24 protein-coding genes are annotated in these 22,155 nt (G+C 43.4%); 21 read left to right on the top strand and 3 right to left on the bottom strand.

Features of this window, described 5'->3' with window-relative positions; all coding sequences use genetic code 11:
• Positions 1 to 8: 8 nt before the first annotated feature.
• Both DW930_RS09620 and DW930_RS09615 read right to left on the bottom strand, forming a co-directional pair.
• A complete protein-coding gene (locus DW930_RS09620; RefSeq protein ID WP_123159924.1) occupies positions 9 to 467 on the bottom strand; it encodes a DUF3021 domain-containing protein in 459 nt (152 codons plus the stop codon).
• Positions 464 to 901 carry a LytTR family DNA-binding domain-containing protein gene (locus DW930_RS09615; RefSeq protein ID WP_123159923.1) on the bottom strand — a complete coding sequence of 146 codons (438 nt, stop codon included), beginning with the start codon at positions 899 to 901 and terminating at the stop codon, positions 464 to 466. The genes DW930_RS09620 and DW930_RS09615 overlap by 4 nt, the downstream gene beginning before the upstream one ends.
• Before the next feature lie 253 nt (positions 902 to 1,154).
• Here DW930_RS09615 and mutL point away from each other — a divergent pair, with 253 nt between their 5' ends.
• From mutL to DW930_RS09595, 4 genes are read left to right on the top strand one after another with little or no spacing between them, the layout of a single operon-like run.
• On the top strand, positions 1,155 to 3,104 hold the full coding sequence (gene mutL / locus DW930_RS09610; protein ID WP_123159922.1) for a DNA mismatch repair endonuclease MutL: 1,950 nt from the start codon (positions 1,155 to 1,157) through the stop codon (positions 3,102 to 3,104).
• A gap of 20 nt (positions 3,105 to 3,124) precedes the next feature.
• Complete coding sequence (ruvA, locus tag DW930_RS09605) at positions 3,125 to 3,718, top strand: Holliday junction branch migration protein RuvA (protein WP_123159921.1); 594 nt, start codon at positions 3,125 to 3,127, stop codon at positions 3,716 to 3,718.
• A gap of 9 nt (positions 3,719 to 3,727) precedes the next feature.
• Positions 3,728 to 4,291: a DNA-3-methyladenine glycosylase I gene (locus tag DW930_RS09600; RefSeq protein WP_123159920.1), complete on the top strand. Its 564-nt coding sequence runs from the start codon at positions 3,728 to 3,730 to the stop codon at positions 4,289 to 4,291.
• Complete coding sequence (locus DW930_RS09595) at positions 4,288 to 4,971, top strand: type II CAAX endopeptidase family protein (protein ID WP_123159919.1); 684 nt, start codon at positions 4,288 to 4,290, stop codon at positions 4,969 to 4,971. The genes DW930_RS09600 and DW930_RS09595 overlap by 4 nt, the downstream gene beginning before the upstream one ends.
• Positions 4,972 to 5,151: 180 nt before the next feature.
• On the opposite strand, the gene DW930_RS09585 is transcribed toward DW930_RS09595, so the two are convergent.
• Positions 5,152 to 6,207, bottom strand: coding sequence for a S66 peptidase family protein (locus DW930_RS09585; protein ID WP_123159918.1), 1,056 nt, complete (start codon positions 6,205 to 6,207; stop codon positions 5,152 to 5,154).
• Between the two features lie 357 nt (positions 6,208 to 6,564).
• Between DW930_RS09585 and DW930_RS09580 the strand changes: the two genes are divergently transcribed.
• From DW930_RS09580 to DW930_RS09495, 17 genes are all read left to right on the top strand, one after another.
• Positions 6,565 to 7,833 (top strand): competence/damage-inducible protein A, encoded by a 1,269-nt coding sequence (locus DW930_RS09580; RefSeq protein WP_123159917.1) that lies wholly within the window; start codon positions 6,565 to 6,567, stop codon positions 7,831 to 7,833.
• Positions 7,834 to 7,879: 46 nt separating this feature from the next.
• On the top strand, positions 7,880 to 9,022 hold the full coding sequence (recA, locus tag DW930_RS09575; RefSeq protein ID WP_117744824.1) for a recombinase RecA: 1,143 nt from the start codon (positions 7,880 to 7,882) through the stop codon (positions 9,020 to 9,022).
• Between the two features lie 87 nt (positions 9,023 to 9,109).
• Positions 9,110 to 9,508, top strand: a complete 399-nt coding sequence (gene spx / locus DW930_RS09570; protein ID WP_006595399.1) for a transcriptional regulator Spx — start codon at positions 9,110 to 9,112, stop codon at positions 9,506 to 9,508.
• A gap of 183 nt (positions 9,509 to 9,691) precedes the next feature.
• Entirely contained in the window at positions 9,692 to 10,285 is a 594-nt protein-coding gene (locus DW930_RS09565; RefSeq protein WP_123159916.1) for an SP0191 family lipoprotein, read from the top strand.
• A gap of 10 nt (positions 10,286 to 10,295) precedes the next feature.
• A complete protein-coding gene (locus tag DW930_RS09560; protein ID WP_117744822.1) occupies positions 10,296 to 10,847 on the top strand; it encodes a hypothetical protein in 552 nt (183 codons plus the stop codon).
• 141 nt (positions 10,848 to 10,988) lie between these two features.
• A complete protein-coding gene (locus DW930_RS09555; RefSeq protein ID WP_006597020.1) occupies positions 10,989 to 11,255 on the top strand; it encodes an IreB family regulatory phosphoprotein in 267 nt (88 codons plus the stop codon).
• Positions 11,255 to 11,674 carry a Holliday junction resolvase RuvX gene (ruvX, locus tag DW930_RS09550; RefSeq protein ID WP_117744821.1) on the top strand — a complete coding sequence of 140 codons (420 nt, stop codon included), beginning with the start codon at positions 11,255 to 11,257 and terminating at the stop codon, positions 11,672 to 11,674. Before DW930_RS09555 ends, ruvX begins: the two co-directional genes overlap by 1 nt.
• Before the next feature lie 17 nt (positions 11,675 to 11,691).
• Positions 11,692 to 12,003: a DUF1292 domain-containing protein gene (locus DW930_RS09545; protein WP_006595405.1), complete on the top strand. Its 312-nt coding sequence runs from the start codon at positions 11,692 to 11,694 to the stop codon at positions 12,001 to 12,003.
• Positions 12,004 to 12,327: 324 nt separating this feature from the next.
• Positions 12,328 to 13,575 (top strand): folylpolyglutamate synthase/dihydrofolate synthase family protein, encoded by a 1,248-nt coding sequence (locus DW930_RS09540; protein ID WP_120701484.1) that lies wholly within the window; start codon positions 12,328 to 12,330, stop codon positions 13,573 to 13,575.
• A 122-nt stretch (positions 13,576 to 13,697) separates the two neighbouring features.
• Positions 13,698 to 14,120, top strand: a complete 423-nt coding sequence (locus tag DW930_RS09535) for an SP_0198 family lipoprotein (RefSeq protein WP_120701485.1) — start codon at positions 13,698 to 13,700, stop codon at positions 14,118 to 14,120.
• A 264-nt stretch (positions 14,121 to 14,384) separates the two neighbouring features.
• On the top strand, positions 14,385 to 15,920 hold the full coding sequence (gene cls / locus DW930_RS09525; protein ID WP_117744818.1) for a cardiolipin synthase: 1,536 nt from the start codon (positions 14,385 to 14,387) through the stop codon (positions 15,918 to 15,920).
• A gap of 150 nt (positions 15,921 to 16,070) precedes the next feature.
• Positions 16,071 to 16,937: a hypothetical protein gene (locus DW930_RS09520; RefSeq protein ID WP_174705351.1), complete on the top strand. Its 867-nt coding sequence runs from the start codon at positions 16,071 to 16,073 to the stop codon at positions 16,935 to 16,937.
• Positions 16,938 to 17,111: 174 nt separating this feature from the next.
• Positions 17,112 to 18,590 carry an LCP family protein gene (locus tag DW930_RS09515; RefSeq protein WP_042507535.1) on the top strand — a complete coding sequence of 493 codons (1,479 nt, stop codon included), beginning with the start codon at positions 17,112 to 17,114 and terminating at the stop codon, positions 18,588 to 18,590.
• Positions 18,583 to 19,314: a capsular polysaccharide biosynthesis protein Cps4B gene (gene cps4B / locus DW930_RS09510; RefSeq protein ID WP_123159915.1), complete on the top strand. Its 732-nt coding sequence runs from the start codon at positions 18,583 to 18,585 to the stop codon at positions 19,312 to 19,314. Before DW930_RS09515 ends, cps4B begins: the two co-directional genes overlap by 8 nt.
• Before the next feature lie 42 nt (positions 19,315 to 19,356).
• Entirely contained in the window at positions 19,357 to 20,052 is a 696-nt protein-coding gene (locus DW930_RS09505) for a Wzz/FepE/Etk N-terminal domain-containing protein (protein ID WP_023024692.1), read from the top strand.
• Between the two features lie 12 nt (positions 20,053 to 20,064).
• Entirely contained in the window at positions 20,065 to 20,760 is a 696-nt protein-coding gene (locus DW930_RS09500) for a tyrosine-protein kinase (RefSeq protein ID WP_023027373.1), read from the top strand.
• A 19-nt stretch (positions 20,761 to 20,779) separates the two neighbouring features.
• Entirely contained in the window at positions 20,780 to 22,153 is a 1,374-nt protein-coding gene (locus tag DW930_RS09495; RefSeq protein WP_023027372.1) for a sugar transferase, read from the top strand.
• Positions 22,154 to 22,155: the final 2 nt, after the last annotated feature.

Below are 22,155 nucleotides of genomic sequence, written 5' to 3'. Positions count from 1 at the left end.
TTTATTTATCAGGCTTTCCCTTGTAACTGACGGTTGATGTCATCCACTTTCTTTTTATTGAGGTAGTAAGAAATAGCCCAGATAATGAGATAGACAAAGCTAAACTCAAGAATGACAGAGAGATAAAAACTGATTTGCATTGGGAACCAGCCGCCCAAGGTTGCTAAGGGTAGAAAACCAAAGAGCATCAAGAGGTAGTGGCTGACGGTTGCACGAAGAAGGCTCCAATCCTTGTTGAACAGGGTGTTTCCTAGACTAAAGAGCAAGCCGATTCCAGCCCAAACCAGAGTACAATAGAGCATGACTAAAGATCCATGAATCTCATGGGTTTGCATCCACTGGCCGACAGCTGAGCTAGAACTGAGGGGCATATAAGTGGAAGGGGAGTTTAAAAAAGAAAAGAGGATTGAGAGGACGAGACCGATTAAGATCCCTTTTAGAGCGTTGGTAAAATGGTTTTTTATCATGATAATTTCTCCTTAATGGCTTTTAAGTAACGACGAGAAGAGTAAGTTAGACTCCCGTTTTTTAGATGGATTTGAACTGATCCGCTACCGGTAAAATACAGATGATCGATTTCTTTGGTATTGATAATTTCAGATTGGGAAATTTTTAAAAAGTAGATGGGCAAGTCTTCAGAGAGTTGGTAGAGAGGACCTGTGAGGATGAAGTGATCATCCTTTGTTTCCCCCACCACTTGCCGATTTTCAATATAGAAACGATGAAACAAGTGGGTCTCTACAAGATAGGTTTCCCCATCCTTCTTCGCTCGCAAGCGATCCTTCTGGTCCAATTCCTCTATAAATTGTTGGACTTTCTGGATGCGTTCGCTAGGTTGTGGCGCTGTGATAGCTACGCCTTCTTCTTGAAAATGGGGGTCAATGGTAACTGTTACTTTCATACAAATCCCTCCTAACTGATTGACGTAAGGTAAGCGATCCGCTAGCAGGACCTCTTGCTTACAATTCTATTAAACACTTTTTCAGGCATCAAGACAAGGTTTTTTGCATATTAGGTCATTTTGTCTGTCTATCTGGTAGAAGGCCAGTATCTTTAGTGGAGCTAGGGTTCAAGGTTTTATAAACGGAGGCCTTCCCTGGAGATATGGTATAATAGTTCTACCTATGCGCGTATAAAAGATAAGAGGGGAAGCTATGTCACAGATTATCGAATTACCAGAAATTCTAGCCAATCAGATTGCTGCCGGTGAGGTCATTGAACGCCCTGCTAGTGTGGTCAAGGAACTGGTTGAAAACTCCATTGATGCAGGTGCGAACCAGATTGTCGTAGAGATTGAAGAAGCGGGCTTAAAGACCATTCAAATCACGGATAATGGACAGGGGATTGCCCACGAGGAAGTGGAATTAGCCCTTCGTCGCCATGCGACTAGTAAGATCAAGAGTCAAGCGGATCTCTTTCGGATCCGGACCCTAGGCTTCCGTGGCGAGGCCTTACCCTCCATTGCTTCTGTCAGTGTTATGACCATCCTAACAGCTCAGGAAGGAGCTAGTCATGGAACCAAGCTAGAGGCTAAAGGGGGGGGAATCACTTCACTTGAGCCGGCAACCAGCCCCGTGGGGACCAAAATCAAGGTTGAGGACCTCTTTTTCAATACACCAGCCCGCCTCAAATATATGAAGAGCCAACAGGCAGAGTTGTCCCATATCGTCGACATTCTCAACCGCCTGAGTCTAGCCCATCCAGAGATTGCCTTCACCTTGATCAATGACGGTCATGAAATGACACGGACAGCAGGGGCGGGGAATCTTCGCCAAGCCATCGCAGGAGTCTACGGTCTGGCTACCGCCAAGAAAATGGTTGCCATCGAGACAGGTGATTTGGACTTTGAAGTGTCCGGCTTTGTCTCGTTGCCAGAACTGACCCGGGCCAATCGCAACTATATTAGCCTCTTTATCAACGGCCGTTACATCAAGAATTTTTTGCTCAACCGGGCTATCTTGGATGGCTACGGTAGTAAACTGATGGTCGGACGCTTCCCGATAGCGGTGATTAATATCCAGATTGATCCCTATCTAGCTGATGTCAATGTCCACCCGACCAAGCAAGAGGTCCGTATTTCTAAAGAACGAGAACTGATGACCTTGATCTCCCAAGCGATTGTCTCTGCTTTGAAAGAGCAAGATCTGATCCCAGATGCTCTGGAAAATCTGGCCAAGTCGACACTTCGTCGAACAGAGAAGCCAGTCCAGACCAGCCTCCCCCTAAAAGAAAATAGCCTCTATTACGACCGAGACAAGGGAGATTTCTTTGTCCGTCCAGAGGTCGGGGAATCTCGACCAAGTGGTGAAATGACCTCAGAGCAAACGGTTCTCTTTGCCCCAGAAGATGGAAATCAGGAGACCAAATCACCGGCCATCAAGTTCGCAGAGCGAAAGGCGCCTCAGTACGATCAATTAGACCACCCAGAGTTGGATCTGGCTAGTCTAGACAAGGCCTATGACAAGCTGGAGGGAGAGGAAACATCGACCTTCCCAGAGTTGGAATATTTTGGTCAGATGCATGGGACCTATCTCTTTGCTCAAGGCAATGGGGGACTCTACATTATTGACCAACATGCGGCCCAAGAGCGAGTCAAATACGAAGAATACCGAGAGAGCATCGGGGACGTGGATGGCAGTCAGCAACAACTGCTGGTGCCGTATATCTTTGAGTTCCCTGCGGACGATCTGATCCGCCTGCAACAACGCAAGCACCTCCTAGAAGAAGTGGGAGTCTACCTGGAAGAATACGGGGTCAACCAGTTGATCCTGCGGGAGCATCCGATTTGGATGAAGGAAGAAGAGATCGAGTCGGGCATCTATGAGATGTGTGACATGCTCCTCTTGACCAAGGAAGTATCCATCAAGAAATACCGAGCTGAGTTGGCTATCATGATGTCCTGCAAACGCTCCATCAAGGCCAATCACACCCTGGATGATTACTCCGCGCGCGACCTCATCTACCAACTGTCCCAATGTGACAACCCCTATAACTGCCCTCATGGCCGTCCGGTCTTGGTCAACTTCACCAAGTCCGACATGGAAAAAATGTTCCGACGCATTCAGGAAAATCACACCAGCCTGCGGGAATTGGGCAAATATTAAACAAAGAATAAAGGAATCTTATGTACGAATACATTAAAGGAATCTTAACGAAAATCACGGCTAAATACATTGTGGTAGAAACAGCAGGGATCGGCTATCTCTTGCATGTGGCCAATCCCTATGCCTATTCTGGCAAAATGAATCAAGAGGTGCAGGTCTATCTGCATCAAGTGGTTCGGGAAGACGCTCACCTTCTCTATGGCTTTGCGACCGAAGAAGAGAAAAAGCTCTTTTTGAACTTGATCTCGGTCTCTGGAATTGGCCCAGTCTCAGCTCTAGCCATTATTGCTGCGGATGACAATGCAGGCCTTGTCCAAGCCATTGAAAGTAAGAACATCACCTACTTGACCAAGTTTCCGAAGATTGGTAAGAAAACAGCCCAACAGATGGTCTTGGACTTAGAAGGGAAAGTTGTTGTGGCAGGAGACGACCTCCCTGCTAAGGCTGCAGCTCCATCTAGCAGTGACAACCAAGAACTGGAAGAGGCTATGGAAGCCATGTTGGCATTGGGCTACAAGGCAACAGAGCTCAAGAAAATTAAGAAATTCTTTGAAGGAACGACTGACACAGCAGAGAACTATATCAAGTCGGCCCTTAAAATGTTGGTCAAATAGGAGATTTCTATGCCAAAACGCTGTGGCTGGGTTAAAATGAACAACCCTCTATATGTAGCCTACCATGATGAGGAGTGGGGACAACCTCTTCACGATGACCAAGCTCTTTTTGAGTTACTCTGTATGGAAACTTATCAGGCTGGTCTGTCTTGGGAAACGGTGCTCAACAAGCGCCAAGCTTTCCGAGAAGCGTTTCACGGATATCAAATTCGAGCGGTCGCAGAGATGGCGGACTCTGAATTAGAAGCTTTAATGGATAATCCAACCATCATCCGCAATCGTGCCAAGATTTTTGCGACGCGTGCCAACGCTCAAGCCTTTTTACAAGTCCAGGAAGAGTTTGGCTCTTTTGATGCTTATCTCTGGTCTTTTGTTGAGGGGAAAACTATCGTCAATGATGTACCTGACTACAGCCAGGCGCCTGCCAAAACAGCTCTATCTGAGAAATTATCCAAAAATCTCAAAAAACGAGGCTTTAAGTTTACAGGCCCCGTTGCAGTTTTGTCATTTCTACAGGCTGCAGGGTTGGTTGATGACCATGAGAATGATTGTGAATGGAAGGGTCTTAAATGATGTCTAACAAAAATAAGGGAATTCTGATTTTTGCGATTCTCTATACAGTTCTCTTTGTGTTTGGTGGTGTTAAATTGCTGGCTTATTTGATGCCATCTGCCATTGCGAATTATCTAAAATATCTACTCTATGTAGTATTAGCTCTATATGGCTCTTTCTTGTGCAAGGATAGATTGATTCAACAATGGAATGAGATCAGAAAAACTAAAAGAAAATTCTTCTTTGGCGTTTTAAAAGGCTGGCTCTTTCTTTTCCTCATGACCATTCTCTTTGAACTTCTATCGTCAATATTAAGGCAGTTTTTGGGACTAGACGGACAAAGTCTAAATCAGTCGAATCTTCAAAGCACCTTTCAAGACCACCCCCTACTGATAGCAGTTTTCGCCTGTATCATTGGACCTTTAATGGAAGAACTCTTTTTCCGTCAACTCTTATTGCATCATTTGAAAAAACGGTTGCCAGATTTACTAAGCATTATTCTGGTAGGACTTATCTTTGCCCTGAGTCATATGCATAATTTAAGCTTATCAGAGTGGGTCGGTGCAGTCGGTTATCTAGGTGGTGGCCTTGCCTTTTCAATTATTTATGTGAAAGGGAAAGAAAACATTTACTATCCTCTACTTGTTCATATGTTAGGCAATTGCCTTTCCCTTATCATTTTAGCTATCAGTAGTATGTGATGAAAATACCAGTAATGATACTGAGAAAGAGGCTGGGACAAAAGTCCTAGCCTCTCAATTATCTTTGGATTGTCGAGCAAGACGCAGTGGTTGAGTGGGCTCTACTACGCTGATTTCATAAGCTTTTACAGCCCTACTCAACTGTGCGGAGGTGGGACGACGAAATCGAATTCTAACGAATTACCGATTTCTGTCCCACTCTCTTTCTTTGTTATAGTCAAAGCGAATGACTTGCTCCGTTGCATCTACATACGCGTGGACTCCAAAGGGAACAATGGCTCTTGGTGTGGCATGGCCAACATTCAGATTATAGATAATCGGGATATTGTTGTCAATGATATCCAATAGTGCCTCCTTATAGTCGTCATAGAAGGTTTCATCCATAGGTTTTCCGACCAGGAGTCCACTGATGACCTCGAATATACCAGTGTTCTTTAAAGTCCGCAACATCTTTTTGAATTCTTCAGGCTCAGGCTTTTCTTCGCTTGTTTCTAGCAAGAGGATTTTTCCTTCCCAGTCTGACAAGTTAGGGAAAAGTTTGTATTTTTGGCAGAGGTCTGTGCTATCTGCGTACCGAGAGCTATCAAAGATATCGTAGAGGGATTCGAGGCAACCACCGAGAATTTTCCCCTCGAACTGGGCAGTTCCTTGTAACAACTCAAAACCAGTATTTACATGACTGACACGAGGTGTTCCCAGAGCCTTGGGACTAAAATCAGTCCGTTCCTCATACCAAACGTTACTAGGGCGAATTTCTGAGATTTTTCCAGTCTCAATCAATTCTTTGAAGTAGTGGAGGCTATATGGCAACATTTCTTTGTCTAATTCACAAATGTCTGCTAGAAATGATTGACCGTAAAAAGTCTTGATTCCTAGTTTATGCAACATGAGATGGTTCATGGTCGTATCCGAGAAGCCAAGAAAAATTTTTTGTTTGATAACCTTTTGTAGTTGGTCATTTTCAAAAAGATAAGGTAGTAAGCGATAAGTGTCGTCTCCACCAATGGCGCATAGGATCATGTCGATGCTATCATCAGAAAAAGCCTGAATCAAATCCTCTGCACGAGTTTCAGGATGTTCTTTTATAAAGTCTAAGCCTTTTAGTGAATGAGGTAAAAAGATAGGATTGAGTCCGAGGTCCTTGAGACGTTGAATACCCAAGTCCACTTCATGTTTGACAAATTCCTCTCCGATAATGCCACTAGATAAACTAATAATACCAATAGTAGAAATCATATCTTATCCTCCTAAAAATAAATTGATGCTATTGTATCATAAAAAATGATAGAAAAATATAAGGAATAGCGTTAGAAATACGATTTTATGTCAATAAAGCAACAGAAAAATAACCGCTCGATGTGCTTACTTCAGAATATAGGCAAGCCCTTTTAGAAGTTGGTTACCACGTAGTTAAATCTCTTAGGAATGTTGATGTAACGGATTTTATAAGAGTTTTTTACTTTATAATACTCTAAAAGAAAAAGATTGAAGAAAGTTACCTAAAATGAACTTTTTCTTCAACCTGTTTTTAAAATAATTTAGGAAATTGTGTTACAATGAAGAAAAATTACGAATAATATAAGTGGAGGCGTTATGAAAGCAGAGATCATTGCAGTGGGAACCGAAATTCTCACTGGACAAATTGTCAATACCAATGCGCAATTCTTATCAGAAAAGTTGGCCGGTCTAGGGATCGACGTTTATTTCCAAACTGCAGTTGGAGATAATGCAGATCGTCTCTTGTCTGTTCTTGCGATTGCGCGTGATCGAAGTGATCTCGTTATCCTCACAGGAGGTCTCGGACCGACCGAAGACGATCTGACCAAGCAAACCCTGGCCCAATTCTTGGATAGAGACTTGACCTTTGATCCCGAAGCAATGGCCAAGTTGGATCGCTTCTTTGCCAGTCGGCCAGACCATGTCCGAACTCCCAATAATCTGAGACAAGCTCAAATAGTGACAGGCTCTACGCCACTCCAAAACCTAACCGGTTTGGCAGTGGGAGGGCTGATTGAAGTAGAAGGTGTTAGCTATGTGGTTTTGCCTGGTCCTCCTAGTGAATTGAAACCCATGGTTACGGATGAGTTGGTGCCTCTGCTAGCGACAGGAGAGAAGCTATACTCACGTGTCTTGCGCTTCTTTGGGATTGGGGAAAGTCAGCTGGTAACCGTCTTGGCGGATGTGATTGATGGCCAAACGGACCCAACCCTGGCCCCTTATGCCAAGACCGGAGAAGTCACCTTGCGCTTGTCGACCAAGGCTTCGTCACAAGAGCGAGCAGATCAGAAATTGGATCAACTGGAGCAAGTGATTCTCCGTCATGAGACCTTGGATGGTCAATCCTTGAGCCAGCTCTTCTATGGCTATGGAGATGACAATTCCCTAGCTAAGGTAGCTTTTGAACTCTTGCGCGAGCGGGGCTTGACCCTGACTGCAGCGGAGAGCTTGACGGCCGGGATGTTTCAGTCGAGTCTGGCTAATTTCTCAGGAGCCTCAGCGGTCTTACCGGGAGGTTTTGTTACCTACAGCATAGAGGAAAAGAGCAAAATGCTCCAAATCCCCCTAACTGAGTTGCAAGAACATGGAGTGGTCTCTGCCCATACAGCTGAGCGAATGGCGGCACAAGCTCGTCTCTTAACAGGGGCTGACTATGGAGTCAGTCTGACAGGTGTTGCTGGTCCAGACAGTCTGGAAGGGCATCCAGCAGGGACTGTCTTTATTGGAATTGCGGGCCCTAAAGGAGTCCAATCGATCAAGGTCAATATCGCTGGCCGGAGTCGTATGGATGTTCGTAAAGTCGCAGTCCTCCATGCTTTTAATCTGGTACGCAAGACTGTATTATTAGATGAAAATTTGCTATAATAAAAAGAAGGTGTAAAACACTACGCTTTGAATATAGGAGAAAAGAATGGCGAAAAAACAGAAAAAATTAGATGATATCTCAAAGAAATTTGGAGATGAGCGTGAAAAAGCCCTCAATGATGCCCTGAAGTTGATCGAAAAAGACTTTGGTAAGGGTTCCATCATGCGTCTGGGCGAACGCGCAGAACAAAAAGTACAAGTCATGAGCTCTGGTTCCTTGGCTCTTGATATTGCCTTGGGTGCTGGTGGTTATCCAAAGGGTCGGATCATCGAAATCTATGGTCCAGAATCATCAGGTAAAACAACCGTTGCCCTTCATGCAGTAGCGCAAGCACAAAAAGAAGGAGGCATTGCTGCCTTTATCGATGCCGAGCATGCCTTGGACCCATCTTATGCAGCAGCTCTCGGGGTCAATATTGATGAGCTCCTCTTGTCTCAACCAGACTCAGGGGAACAAGGACTTGAAATCGCGGGTAAATTGATCGACTCAGGTGCCGTTGATTTGGTCGTGATCGACTCTGTTGCTGCTTTAGTACCACGCGCAGAAATCGATGGAGATATCGGTGATAGCCACGTTGGTTTGCAAGCACGGATGATGAGCCAAGCCATGCGCAAACTCGGAGCTTCGATCAATAAGACCAAGACCATTGCCATCTTTATCAACCAATTGCGTGAAAAAGTTGGGGTCATGTTTGGGAACCCTGAAACAACTCCTGGTGGTCGTGCCCTTAAATTCTACGCTTCTGTTCGTCTAGACGTCCGTGGAAATACCCAGATCAAGGGAACGGGTGATCAAAAAGATACCAACGTTGGTAAAGAAACCAAGATCAAGGTTGTGAAAAACAAGGTAGCTCCACCGTTCAAGGAAGCTATGGTTGAAATCATGTACGGAGAAGGAATTTCACGTACAGGCGAATTGCTGAAAATTGCAACAGATCTTGATTTGATCCAAAAAGCTGGTGCTTGGTATTCTTATAACGGTGAGAAGATTGGCCAAGGTTCTGAAAATGCTAAGAAATACTTGGCAGACCATCCAGAAATTTTTGATGAGATTGATCACCAAGTGCGCGTACGCTTTGGTTTGATCGATGATGACACTGCTGTAGTTGCACAAGATGAAGTAGCTGAAAGCTCACTTGTTGAAGAAGTAACACTAGATCTTGATGATGCAATTGAGATTGAAGAGTAATTTTTTTCAAAATAGGTCGAAAGACTGATGGTTTTTATGGTATAATATACTACAATGTTATTATCGTGTGGCGAAAGGAGTGCATACATGATTAAAATTTACACAGTTTCAAGTTGCACGAGTTGTAAAAAAGCCAAAACTTGGCTAAATGCTCATCAGTTGATCTATAAAGAACAAAACCTAGGTAAAGAAGGGATTACAAAAGAAGAATTACTCGATATTTTGACCAAAACAGAAAATGGAATTGCAAGTATCGTCTCTTCAAAAAACCGATACGCTAAGAATCTAGGAGTCGATATTGAAGACCTCAGCATGAATGAAGTTATCGATATCATCTTAGAAACACCACGAATCTTGAAAAGCCCTATCCTAGTGGATAACAAGCGACTTCAAGTTGGTTATAAGGAAGACGATATTCGGGCCTTTTTACCACGTTCTGTACGAAATGTTGAAAATGCGGAGGCTCGCTTAAGAGCAGCCCTATAAGAAACAAGTAGCCAATCGTTGAGCTACTGAGAAGAGTCGAGATCCTACGATCTCGACTTTTTCTTTTGTGTCTCGATAAAGAATCCACAAAAAATGCTTGTAAGAATGTTTTTGCGGGGGATTCTATGGTACAATACTTCTGTGGGGAAAATCCCTTTATAGAAGCTTATTAAAGGAGAAAACATGAAAAAGAAGCTTATTTGTCTAGGAGTCTTGCTCCTGACGTTGACAGCTTGTGGACAGAAGAAACAAGGGAAAACCGACTCTTCCAGTGTTCAAAAATCCAACAGTGCTAAAATCGAATCGTTCAATAAAGAAAATCGAAATTTGTTAGAGAAGGCAGAAGAGCAACAAGTCTTTACCAAACACTTTGTTCTTCCAACAGATGAGAAAGGTATTCGCCAAGAACAGACCATCACCTATCAAGGGGAACAATTACAAAAATTGGTCATGACCAATACCACTCCTGCCAGTGATGAATTGAAAAAAGCCATTCAAGAGGTCGGTCTCGAAGAAGCCCAACGATTGATGGTAGAGTCGATGGACAAGGATGAACAACTCCGACAGGCGCGGGCCCTTCCAGGTTTTACAATTGAACTGACCCTACCAAATGAAAATGAATACCAAACGGTCATCACTTATGATTTCACCCAGTTGGATACGAAAAAAGCGGTGGAGTTAGAGTACTTCAAAACAGCCAATGTTGCAGATTTGTTGAAGTTGACACCAACAGAATATATGAATAATCTACTCCGTAATGGAGCAAAAGAAGAATAAGGAGAAAAACGTGAAAAAATTTCTATTACTAGTCGTTGCAGGATTGCTTGTCTTGGTAGGTTGTGGGAATTCTCAATCAAAAGGTGGCAAGTCCTTATCGAAAGATAGCGTCGTCACTCGTACCTTTAAGATCGATAGAGATGTCGATGAGGTTGACGAGGTAGGTAAACAGGAAATTACAGTGACAGTATCCTACCAAGGAAAGAAATACAAGAAAGTTTCAATCAAACTAGCGACTCATGTGTCGGATGAATTCAAAGCCGAGATCAAGAAGTTGATCGATGCTGAGGATGATAAAGAAGGTGCCAAGCAAGCCTTGATTGAGGGCTACGAAGGCGAAGGGGGCATTGATGAACTAAGAGACTACGATGGGATCACCGTGACATCAGATTGGACAGGTGAAGCAATGGTCTCTGAGATTGAGATTGATCCTGATAAAGTAGACTTCGATGACATTAAAAACAGTGAAGACTTAGGAGAAATTTGCAAAATGATCAAGACTTACTCTCCAACGCTCTTCATCAAAAACATGGAAAAAAATGGCTTTAAAGAAGTAAAATAATGTCATTGAAAAATGCAGAAGATTGCTTTCAAAAATAAGTGATAAAAAGTCCAAGAAAGCCCGTAAAATCAATATTTTTCGTTTGAAAAGGTATGGAAATTATGGTATAATAGTACTAATATAAAGAAAGAGGGTGGTATTGTGGGATTTACAGACGAAACAGTACGTTTTAATCTTGACGATTCAAACCGTAAAGAAATTAGTGATACATTAAAGGATGTCTACTTATCTTTGGATGAGAAGGGCTACAATCCAATCAATCAAATCGTTGGTTATGTACTCAGTGGTGATCCTGCTTATGTACCTCGTTATAACAACGCTCGCAACCAAATTCGTAAGTACGAACGAGATGAAATTGTTGAAGAATTGGTTCGTTACTACTTGAAAGGGCAAGGGATCGATCTCTAATGAGAATTATGGGACTAGACGTTGGCTCGAAGACAGTCGGAGTAGCCATCAGTGATCCATTAGGTTTTACTGCTCAAGGTCTGGAGATTATTCAGATTAATGAGGAGAAAGGAGAGTTTGGCTTTGACCGTCTCTCTGAACTGGTGAAGGAATACCGGGTTGATCGCTTTGTCGTTGGTTTACCCAAAAACATGAACAACACAAGCGGCCCTCGCGTGGAAGCGAGTCAAGCTTATGGGAAGCGTCTTGAAGAGTTATTCAACTTGCCGGTTGAGTATCAGGATGAGCGTTTGACGACCGTTGCGGCGGAGCGAATGCTGATTGAGCAAGCAGATATCAGCCGAAATAAGCGTAAAAAAGTCATTGATAAATTGGCTGCCCAGTTGATTTTACAAAATTATTTAGATCGAAAATTTTAGAAAAAAGAGGAAATAAGATGGCACACAATCATGATCATGATCACAACCATGACGAACGCGAATTGATTACATTGGTGGATGAGCAAGGAAATGAAACCTTGTTTGAAATTCTTTTGACCATTGATGGAAAAGAAGAGTTTGGTAAAAACTATGTTCTTTTGATCCCTGCAAATGCAGAAGAAGATGAAAATGGTGAAGTAGAAATCCAAGCATATTCATTTACTGAAAACGAAGACGGAACAGAAGGCGACCTTCAACCAATCCCAGAAGATTCAGATGATGAATGGAATATGATTGAAGAAGTCTTCAACAGCTTTATGGAGGAGTAAAAATGTTCAGTGAACATTTTTACCCTTGCGTTGAAAATGCAGACCGCAAGTAAATCCAGTGGATGTTTTTAGCCCAACTCCTAGAAATTAGAAGAGTTGGAACGTCCGGGGGACGTTTTTACCCTTGCGCTAGAAACAAAAAACGCAAGCAAGTCTGGGAGACTGTATCACCCCTGCGCAAGAAATACAAACCGCAGGAACATCCAGTGGATGTTTTTAGCCTTGCTTCAAAAAACACTTGAAGCGGCGGAATAGCGATCAAAGAAATAGCGGAGCGTGAGCCAGTAATATGGTTTGATCGCTCTTTTCTTTTAGGAGAAAGAAATGAATCAAATTGAAGAATGGATGAATAGTCGGATTGGACTCAATTTTCGTTCAGGCTTGGGGCGCATGCAACAGGCTGTAAAGCTCTTAGGGAACCCTCATGAAGCCGTTCCGATGATCCATGTGACAGGGACAAACGGGAAGGGATCAACCATTGCTTTTATGCGCCAACTATTCCAGCAGCATGGTCTGAAAGTCGGGACCTTTACTTCTCCGCATATCGTTAGTATGCATGATCGGATTTGTATAAATGGGCAACCGATTTCGGATCAGGATCTGATTCGCTTGGGTCAGAGAATCCAAGCAATGGAGTCTCAGCTTCTCGAGACTCACGACCAACTCTCCTACTTTGAGATTGTCACCCTCTTAGCCTTTTTGTATTTTCATGAGCAAGAAGTAGACTTGGCCTTGATTGAGGTTGGGATCGGAGGGCTTCTCGATACAACCAATGTCATCACAGGAGAAGTAGCAGTGATTACCTCAGTAGGTCTGGATCATCAAGAGACCCTGGGAGGAAGTCTAGAGGCCATAGCTGCTCAAAAAGCTGGAATCTTTAAAGCAGGGAAGCCGGCTGTTATTGGTCCACTGGCTGAAGAGGCTGAGCAAGTCTGCATAGAAAAGGCCAAAGCAACAGGCTGTCCGCTAGCTCGCTATGGAGAAGATTTCCAACTGGTAAAGGGTGTCTTCCAAGATGCCCGGCATCGGTTTGATTCACTAAAAGTGGGGCTCAATGGAGCTTACCAGGAAGAGAATGCTACGGTGGCTCTCGAAGCCTTTCTCCTCTTTATGGAGCAGAGAGGGAAGCTGGTCGATGAAAACTGTGTTCGGGAGGCTTTGCAAACGACTAGCTGGCCGGGTCGTCTGGAAAGCTTTGGCCAAGGAGTCTATCTAGATGGCGCTCACAACCCTCATGCTATCCATCGATTGGTCGAATATGCGCGCACCTTTTCAGATAAACGGGTGAAAATCCTCTTTGGTGCGTTAAAGCGCAAAGATTACAAGGGGATGTTGGAGATCTTTTCAAGAGACTTGCCGGAGGCGGACTTAACGGTGACGACCTTTGCTTATGGGGAAGTTGTCCAAGAGGCGGATGGCTTAGGCTATCCTTATGTAGCTGATTTCAGAGATTACTTACAGGATTTTTATAGCCGACAAGATGGCCAAGAGGTGCTATTTGTCACTGGCTCACTCTACTTCATTTCAGAAGTACGCGCTTATCTACTAGAGCAAGGAAAGAATCCTTTATAGGCAGTAACCCTCATCGGTCAGTCATAAAGATTGACCGAAAACTACCTCTATCGTATACTAAAGGTGAGCCACAAATGAACGGGGAAGTCCGTTAAAAAAGTTGGCGCGAAAGGAGACCATCCATGGCAAAGAAAATGACTGTTTTATTAGCAACAGCTACAGTCCTCCTACTTGGAGCGTGTTCAAATCAGCAAACACCATCGCAAACGAATACTCCATCAAGTGTGACGACAACAACGGCGACTTCTTCTAAACAGACAACAACCAGTCCGCAGGTGAACCAAACTGGTCTTGACGGAACCTATATGGGAATGGATGAAAGTGATCAAGTGACTCTCGTCATCACTGGTGATTCAGGGACTTGGACAGCTGTAGAGGCAGATGGAGAGCAAGAGCTGAAACAGGTCAAGCTAGATGCTGCCAACCAGATCATTTTTATCGGAGATGATGGTTACCGCTATCAATTGGAGGGGCAACAATTGACCCTGAAAGAAGCGGACCAAGACTTGGATGATCAGGATACAATCGTTCTGACCAAGCAATAAAATAGCAGAAGAGAGGCTGGGACAAAAGTCCTAGCCTCTCAATTGTCTTTGGATTGTCGAGCAAGACGCAGTGGTTGAGTGGGCTCTACTAGGCTGATTTCATCAGCTTTTACAGCCCTACTCAACTGTGCGGAGGTGGGACGACGAAATCGAATTCTAACGAATGACCGATTTCTGTCCCACTCTCTTTTTCATTTTATCGGGTTTGCGCTCCCTTCTTAGAACTGGTATACTAGTAGGGATTATAAAAGAAGGAGAATGAGGGTGAGTTTTCGAAAGATTCGATTGTTAATGTCCAAATATGGGTTCAGTATCCTCTTTATGGGGTTCGAACTCTGGCTGTCTTTTGCGGCCTTCTTTTGGCTTAATGAATGGTTCCCAAATTGGATGTCTGTCACTATCATGGTCCTCTTGTATATCTCGACCATTTTGGCGATCGTCAACCGCAATATGCCTCCAGAGAGCAAGGTGACCTGGCTCTTGATTGCCGTCATCCCCGTCTTTGGTTCCCTTCTTTACCTCATGTTTGGGGAGCGTCGTCTGTCCAAAAAAGAAATGGTTCAGTTGGAAAATATGGAGTCCATGAATTTCCGTGAGGACAACAGCCGCGAGCTTCGCCTCCAGTTAAAGGAAGAGAGTAAGGCCGTTTATGGGGTGGTCAAGTCTATTCTATCCATGGACCACAATGCAGACCTCTACAACGGGACAGCTTCGACCTTTTTCCCACTAGGGGATCAGATGTTTCCACAATTGTTGGAGGATTTGCGCTCAGCCAAGAAATTTATCTTTCTCGAATTTTATATCATCGAGGAAGGTCTGATGTGGAACAGCATCCTAGATATCCTACTTGAGAAAGTTAAAGAAGGGGTCGAAGTGAAGCTGTTATACGATGATATTGGCTGTATGGCGACCCTCAAGGGAAACTATTCCAAACGCTTGCGCAAGTTAGGGATTGATGCCCATAAGTTTAACAAGGTGGTGCCACGATTAACGGTGTCCTATAACAACCGAGACCACAGAAAGATATTGGTCATTGATGGTCAGATTGGCTATACAGGTGGGGCCAACCTAGCGGATGAGTATATCAACCAGAGAGAACGCTTCGGCCATTGGAAGGATAGTGCAGTGCGCTTGGACGGTCGAGCCGTCAAGGCCTTGACGCGACTTTTTCTCATGAACTGGTACATTAACCAGGGAGAAATTGAAGATTTTGATAAATACCATATGGAAAACCAAGCGGTAGATGGTGAAGGTTTCTATATCCCCTTTGGTAGTGGACCGAAACCGATCTATAAGTCCCAGGTTGGTAAGGCTGTGTATCAGAATATCATCAATCAGGCAACGGACTATGTCTATATTACGACCCCTTATTTAATCATTGATTATGATTTGACAGAAGATATTCGAAATGCGGCACTCCGAGGCGTTGACGTACGCATCGTGACCCCCTCCATTCCGGATAAAAAGTTGATCCAAATCGTTACACGAGGGGCTTATCCAGACCTGATGGAAGCAGGGGTAAAAATCTATGAGTACACTCCAGGCTTTATCCATAGCAAGCAAGTATTGGCCGATGATGAAGTCGCAGTAGTCGGGACCATCAATTTTGACTATCGGAGTCTAGTCCATCACTATGAGAATGCTGTCTGGATGTATCGAAGCCCAGAATTGACCAAGATCCGAACTGATTTTGAAGAGATTTTCTCCGTGTCTCAGCAGATCAAATTGGACACTTTCCGAATCACCTGGTACCAGTATTTGATCAAAGAGATTATGCAGTTATTTGCGCCCATGCTATAGGCGATGAGATCCCTCCGCAAGAGAAGGGGTCTTTTTTATTACGAAGTAGAGACAAAATATTACAATTTATTTACGTAGGCTTGTCTAAGAATGTTCAGGGAGGCTATTTTTGGTATAATGAACATAATCTATAAAAAATAAGGAGAACTTATGAAAAAGCTCGTAAAATATGGTGTCTTACCAGCCTGCTTGTTGTTGTTGGCAGCTTGTTCGTCAAAGCCAGCTACTGAGAAAAAAGCAGCCAAAGAGGATAAAGTAGAACAATCTAGTGAGTCAAAAGAGGAAAAAACAAAAAAACAAATTGAGAAAGATGGAGATATCATTCTTCGTGCCATCTTCACTGACCATTCTTCTGGTTTCACAACCTTGATGGGAACGTCAGTTGACAAGTGGAAAAAACAAATTACCGAAAAATTTGTTGATGAAAATGCCTCAAAATATCTACCTGCAGAAGACTTCACACTTGAACTCTCAACTGAAACATTCACGCCAGAAAAAATCTTAGAATTGTTTGACCAAGCTCGTTTCAAAGTGCTAGCAACTATTGGTGATGACTATGAAATCACTAAGGTTGAAGACGAAGGAGATACTGCGACAGTTACGTTCAAATCTCGTGCCATTGCAACACGTGACTTGGCTAACTTGATCAACCGTGCAAAATCTAGTCTTTTTGAAAACGGAATTGAAGATGTTAAAAAATTAGAAGACAACACAGATCCAGATCTAGAAAAACGCTTGTCTCTATTGAACAACTTCTTGTTCTATTATGCCTTTGACCGCTTGAATGAAGACTTTGGTTACATCGAACCACGCGAGTACACTTTGGAATTGACGAAAACCAAAGAAGGACGTTACATCCTTAGTGATGAAAGCTTCCTTGAATTGCGTAAGGAAATCTTTGTAAACGAATACTCTGCTGATGGAGCTGAAACTCGTAAAGGAAGTAATACCTCAAAGAGTGATTCTTCAACTAGCAAGGATTCAGACACAGGTTCAACCTCAAAAGATAAAGTATAAACCCATAAAAAAGGTGAGGAAACTCACCTTTTTTATTTTCCCATTTCTTTTTCCCGTATTGCTGTACAGGGAGCTCAGAATAGTATAAAATTAATAGTGGAGAATTGGGCATAGATTCCGATTTTTAGGATGATTTTATGTTATAATATTTAAGAAAATAGTATGGGGGATGAAATGAATCGAAGTAGAAAAAACAAACGTTCAACCAGAACGAGCAGTTGGGATCAGCTACGTATTGTCAATAGTGGTCTCTGGGTCTTAACGCTACTTGTGGCTGGACTCTTTCTTTATAATATCTTTAGCTACAATATCCTAGCTTTCCGTTATTTGAATATCCTTGTGACGGCCTTGCTAGTTGGCGGACTTTTTTTAACCTTGGGTTTGATCCTTGCAGGCAAGGCTAAAAAGACGACGCTATTTTTATTGGTTCTGGGCTTGCTAGGGACCTCCGTGGGGACCTATGTTACCCAGCAATTGGTCGATGTCGCTGGAAATGTGAACCGAAATGCCAACTATACGGAATTTGAAATGGCTGTCTATGTCAAAGCGGATAGTCCAATCCAAGATATCAAAGAAATTAGTAGTGTAGCGGCACCTACGGGGAATAACAATGCAGACGATCTTCAAGCCTTGGTAGAGGAAGTGAAGAAAACGCGCCAGCATGACTTGACGATTGAAGATGTGGAATCTTATGTGGCAGCTTACCAGGCCCTACAAGAAGACAAGACAAAAGCCATTGCCTTGAATAGTACCTTTGAAGATACCATTGCAAGTGTGGATGCTGACTATGCGAAAAAACTAAAGAAAATTTACTCCTATAAGATTCGCCGTCAAGTTGAAACCAAAGCTAAGGCGGATGCGAATGCGGACACCTTTAACATCTATGTCAGTGGGATTGATACTTACGGTCCAGTCACTTCGGTTTCTCGATCTGATGTCAATATTATTATGACGGTCAACCGAAAGACCAAGCAAGTCTTGTTGACCACCACTCCGCGTGATGCCTATGTACCGATCGCCGATGGCGGAAACAACCAAGGGGATAAATTGACCCACGCTGGGATTTATGGAGTAGATGCATCTATTCATACCCTAGAAAATCTGTATGGCATCAAGATTGACTACTATGTCCGTTTGAACTTCACCTCCTTCTTGAAGCTTGTCGACTTAGTCGGAGGGATTGATGTAGAAAATGATCAAGAATTTACAAGTCTACACGGGAACTACCACTTCCCTGTAGGAAAAGTCCACTTGGATTCGGAACAGGCCCTTGGCTTTGTCCGTGAACGTTACTCTCTCGAAGGTGGAGACAACGATCGTGGGAAGAACCAAGAAAAAGTGATCGCAGCCATTATCCATAAATTAACATCGACCAAAGCATTGAGCAATTACAATGAAATCATTTCTGGTTTACAAGATTCCTTGCAAACCAATATGCCCTTGCCAACGATTATGAATTTGGTGAATACCCAGTTGGAGACTGGCGGAAGTTACAAGGTGACTTCACAAGCTGTCACTGGACAAGGACGAAATGATTTGCCTTCATATGCTATGCCAGGATCCGCCCTCTACATGATGGAGCTGAATGCTGATAGTGTGGCACAAGCCAAAGAAAAGATAAACCAAACCATGGAAGGAAAAAACAATGATTGATATTCATTCACACATTGTCTTTGATGTGGATGATGGACCAAAGACGATTGAGGATAGCAAGCTCCTCATCGAGGAAAGCTACCGTCAGGGGGTTCGTACCATCGTTTCGACATCTCATCGTCGAAAAGGGATGTTTGAAACCCCAGAAGAAAAGATCTATCAAAACTACTTGGCAGTAAAAGAGATGGTGGAGACCTATCTGCCAGAAATGACCTTGCATTTCGGAGCAGAAATCTACTATACGCGAGACATCCTAGAAAAGCTAGAAGCTGGGACCATTCCAACGCTTGCTGAGACTAGCTTTGCCTTGATTGAATTTAGTATGGCGACGCCTTACAAGGAGATTCACCAAGCCTTAAGTGCGGTCTTGCGTTTAGGAGTGACTCCGGTGGTTGCCCATATTGAACGCTACCACTGTTTAGAAAAGAATGAAAAACGGGTGCGGGAATTGATCCGAATGGGATGCTATACCCAGATCAATAGTTCTAGTGTCCTCAAACCTAAACTGTTTGGTGATCGCTACAAGTTCATGAAACATCGTGCCCAATATTTCTTGGACAAGGACTTGGTTCATTTTGTTGCAAGCGATATGCACAATGTCGAACAGCGCCCTCCATACATGGAAAAAGCTTATCAGTTGATTGAAAAACGCTACGGCAGTGACCGGGCGCGCGCCCTTTTTGTTGAAAATCAACAAACATTATTGGATAACGAATTATTTTAACAATCAAGTTCCATCACGGGGATTGAAAAGGAGAAAGTGAATATGAAAAACCAAGAGAGCAAAGAGATCGAATTGGATGTGGTCTCCCTCTTTAAAACCTTATGGCGTCGTAAATTCTCAATTATCATTACGGCCTTGCTGTTTGCGATTGGAGCCCTAGGGTACAGCGCTTTTGTAGCGAAAAAGATCTATCAAAGTACCAGCCGTATCTACGTGGTCAGCCGTCAGAACCAAGAAAACAATGCCTTGACTAACCAAGATCTTCAAGCGGGATCCTATTTGGTTAAAGACTATCGCGAGATTATCCTTTCTCAAAATGTCTTGAACCAGGCCATTGAAGAGTTGAAGTTGGAAATGACTCCAGCAGAGCTTGCTAAGAAAGTCTCAGTGGCAGTTCCGACAGATACTCGGATTTTGTCCATCACTGCATCAGACCCAGATCCACAAGAAGCAGCTCGCATCGCGAATGGCTTGAAAGATGTAGCGGCAGAAAAAATTATTGCTGTGACCAAGGTGTCTGACGTGACAACATTGGATGAGGCAGTTGTCCCGCAAAATCCTTCTTCGCCAAATATCAAACGGAATGTTGTCATTGGCTTTGTCCTTGGTGGTGTCTTGATTTCCATTCTGGTGATCTTGTCAGAGGTATTGGATGACCGTGTGAAGAAACCAGAAGATATCGAAGAAGTGATGGGCATCACACTATTAGGTGTGATCCCTAATGTGAAGAAACTGTAAGAGGGAGAATTCATGGCAACCTTAGAAATTGTAAAAAGCAAATTAGCAGCGATGACTCAGGCCGAAGAGTATTTTAATGCCTTGAGTACCAATATTCAGTTGAGTGGGACCAATATTAAGGTCGTTGCCATCTCATCTGTGCAACCAAACGAAGGAAAATCAACCATTTCTACGAATTTGGCGACAGCCTTTGCGCGTGCGGGCTATCGTACCTTGTTGATCGATGCGGATATCCGTAATTCGGTCATGACAGGTGTCTTCAAGAGCCAAGGACGTGTCGCTGGATTGACAGAAGTACTTTCTGGGAAGAGTGAGATTTCCCAAGCGATTGCGACAACAGACTATCCAAAACTGGACGTTCTCTTGTCCGGTCAGATTTCTCCAAACCCGACAGGTCTCTTGCAAAGCAAAAACTTCGAGGTCATCCTTGAGGCGCTTCGCAATCACTACGACTACATTATTGTTGATACTCCTCCGATTGGGATGGTAATTGATGCAGCGATTATTGCTCAACGCTGTGATGGAAGCTTAATTGTGACGGCGGCAGGGGCTGTGAGTCGCAAGGCTGTGCAGAAGGCCAAAGAGCAACTGGAACAGACGGGGACACCTTTCCTAGGAGTGGTCCTTAATAAATTTGATATTCAATTAGAGAAATATGGTTCCTATGGTAATTACGGGAACTATGGCAATTATGGGAAAAAAAGATAAGGAATAGGATAGGGATATTATGACAGAAGGAAGGGGATTTCACAAATTTGCTTTGGCCTTTGTTCAAAGTTTACCAGTCTTAGTTGTGGCTTATGTGTTTAGTTTTGTGACAGAGACAGAAATCCACTCTAATACAATTTTCTATCTATATTTATTGCATTACGTAGCTTTCTACGTCAGCGATTACAACCAAGATTATTTCAAGCGGGGCCATCTAGTTGATTTCTTACAAACTTTGAAATATAGCTTGTGTTTCGCGCTCGCCATCAGTTTTTCGAGCTTCTTTTTGGAGGAGAAATTCTCCCTTTCTCGTCGGGGGATGATTTACTTTTTGGTTAGTCATACTCTTGTCCTTTATTTGATGAACTACCTCATCAAACGCTATTGGCGACGCTTCTATTACAGCCTTAAAGGAAGTCACAAGATTCTCTTGATTACGGCAAATTCTCGTCTGGATAAAGTTCTGGATCGGCTTCTTTCGTCAAATGATAGCGGTGGAGAAGTAATAGCTGTCACAGTATTGGACCGCCCAAACTTTCAACACCCAACTGTTCGGGTTGTTCCGAAGGAAGACCTGTTAACCTTTGCGACCTATGAAGTGGTAGACGAAGTCTTTCTCAATCTTCCAAGTGAAGAGTATGACATTGGTGAGTATGTCTCACAATTTGAGACTATGGGGATTGACGTCACCGTTAACCTCAATGCTTTTGATTTGAACTTTGCTGGCAACAAACGGATTCGAGAAGTGGCTGGGCTCAATGTCGTCACTTTCTCGACTAACTTCTACAAACCTAGCCACGTGACCGCGAAACGTGTGATCGATATCTGTGGCTCCTTGGTAGGCTTGGTTATCTGTGGCTTGGTAGCGATTGTATTGGTACCTTTGATTCGCAAGGATGGAGGTCCTGCTATTTTTGTCCAGAAACGGGTCGGGAAAAATGGGCGCTATTTCAAATTTTATAAATTCCGTTCGATGTATGTCGATGCAGAGGAGCGGAAAAAAGAATTGTTGGATCAAAACACCATGACCGGTGGCATGTTCAAAATGGACAATGACCCTCGGATTACGCCGATTGGGCGCTTTATCCGCAAGACCAGTCTAGATGAGTTACCACAATTCTTCAATGTTCTAAAGGGAGATATGAGTCTGGTTGGAACCCGTCCGCCAACAGTGGATGAGTATGAGAAATACACTCCAGAACAAAAACGCCGCTTGAGTTTTAAGCCTGGTATTACAGGGCTTTGGCAGGTGAGTGGTCGTAGCGAAATTACAGACTTTGACGAAGTCGTTCGCTTAGATATATCTTATATTGATGGCTGGACGATCTGGTCAGATATTAAAATATTGCTGAAAACGATCAAAGTTGTGTTTAAACGAGATGGAGCGAAGTAAGA

The sequence above is a fragment of the Streptococcus sp. AM43-2AT genome (assembly GCF_003603405.1).
Classification (GTDB): Bacteria; Bacillota; Bacilli; order Lactobacillales; family Streptococcaceae; genus Streptococcus; species Streptococcus ilei.
Note: the sequence above shows the minus strand (reverse complement) of the source record. Positions and strands in the feature narration are given on the sequence as shown.

Bases quoted from the DNA above. Each gene is read 5' to 3' on its own strand.
- DW930_RS09620 (WP_123159924.1), bottom strand. From the start codon at position 467: ATGATAAAAAACCATTTTACCAACGCTCTAAAAGGGATCTTAATCGGT.
- DW930_RS09615 (WP_123159923.1), bottom strand. From the start codon at position 901: ATGAAAGTAACAGTTACCATTGACCCCCATTTTCAAGAAGAAGGCGTA.
- mutL (WP_123159922.1), top strand. From the start codon at position 1,155: ATGTCACAGATTATCGAATTACCAGAAATTCTAGCCAATCAGATTGCT.
- ruvA (WP_123159921.1), top strand. From the start codon at position 3,125: ATGTACGAATACATTAAAGGAATCTTAACGAAAATCACGGCTAAATAC.
- DW930_RS09600 (WP_123159920.1), top strand. From the start codon at position 3,728: ATGCCAAAACGCTGTGGCTGGGTTAAAATGAACAACCCTCTATATGTA.
- DW930_RS09595 (WP_123159919.1), top strand. From the start codon at position 4,288: ATGATGTCTAACAAAAATAAGGGAATTCTGATTTTTGCGATTCTCTAT.
- DW930_RS09585 (WP_123159918.1), bottom strand. From the start codon at position 6,207: ATGATTTCTACTATTGGTATTATTAGTTTATCTAGTGGCATTATCGGA.
- DW930_RS09580 (WP_123159917.1), top strand. From the start codon at position 6,565: ATGAAAGCAGAGATCATTGCAGTGGGAACCGAAATTCTCACTGGACAA.
- recA (WP_117744824.1), top strand. From the start codon at position 7,880: ATGGCGAAAAAACAGAAAAAATTAGATGATATCTCAAAGAAATTTGGA.
- spx (WP_006595399.1), top strand. From the start codon at position 9,110: ATGATTAAAATTTACACAGTTTCAAGTTGCACGAGTTGTAAAAAAGCC.
- DW930_RS09565 (WP_123159916.1), top strand. From the start codon at position 9,692: ATGAAAAAGAAGCTTATTTGTCTAGGAGTCTTGCTCCTGACGTTGACA.
- ruvX (WP_117744821.1), top strand. From the start codon at position 11,255: ATGAGAATTATGGGACTAGACGTTGGCTCGAAGACAGTCGGAGTAGCC.
- DW930_RS09545 (WP_006595405.1), top strand. From the start codon at position 11,692: ATGGCACACAATCATGATCATGATCACAACCATGACGAACGCGAATTG.
- DW930_RS09540 (WP_120701484.1), top strand. From the start codon at position 12,328: ATGAATCAAATTGAAGAATGGATGAATAGTCGGATTGGACTCAATTTT.
- DW930_RS09535 (WP_120701485.1), top strand. From the start codon at position 13,698: ATGGCAAAGAAAATGACTGTTTTATTAGCAACAGCTACAGTCCTCCTA.
- DW930_RS09520 (WP_174705351.1), top strand. From the start codon at position 16,071: ATGAAAAAGCTCGTAAAATATGGTGTCTTACCAGCCTGCTTGTTGTTG.
- DW930_RS09515 (WP_042507535.1), top strand. From the start codon at position 17,112: ATGAATCGAAGTAGAAAAAACAAACGTTCAACCAGAACGAGCAGTTGG.
- cps4B (WP_123159915.1), top strand. From the start codon at position 18,583: ATGATTGATATTCATTCACACATTGTCTTTGATGTGGATGATGGACCA.
- DW930_RS09505 (WP_023024692.1), top strand. From the start codon at position 19,357: ATGAAAAACCAAGAGAGCAAAGAGATCGAATTGGATGTGGTCTCCCTC.
- DW930_RS09500 (WP_023027373.1), top strand. From the start codon at position 20,065: ATGGCAACCTTAGAAATTGTAAAAAGCAAATTAGCAGCGATGACTCAG.
- DW930_RS09495 (WP_023027372.1), top strand. From the start codon at position 20,780: ATGACAGAAGGAAGGGGATTTCACAAATTTGCTTTGGCCTTTGTTCAA.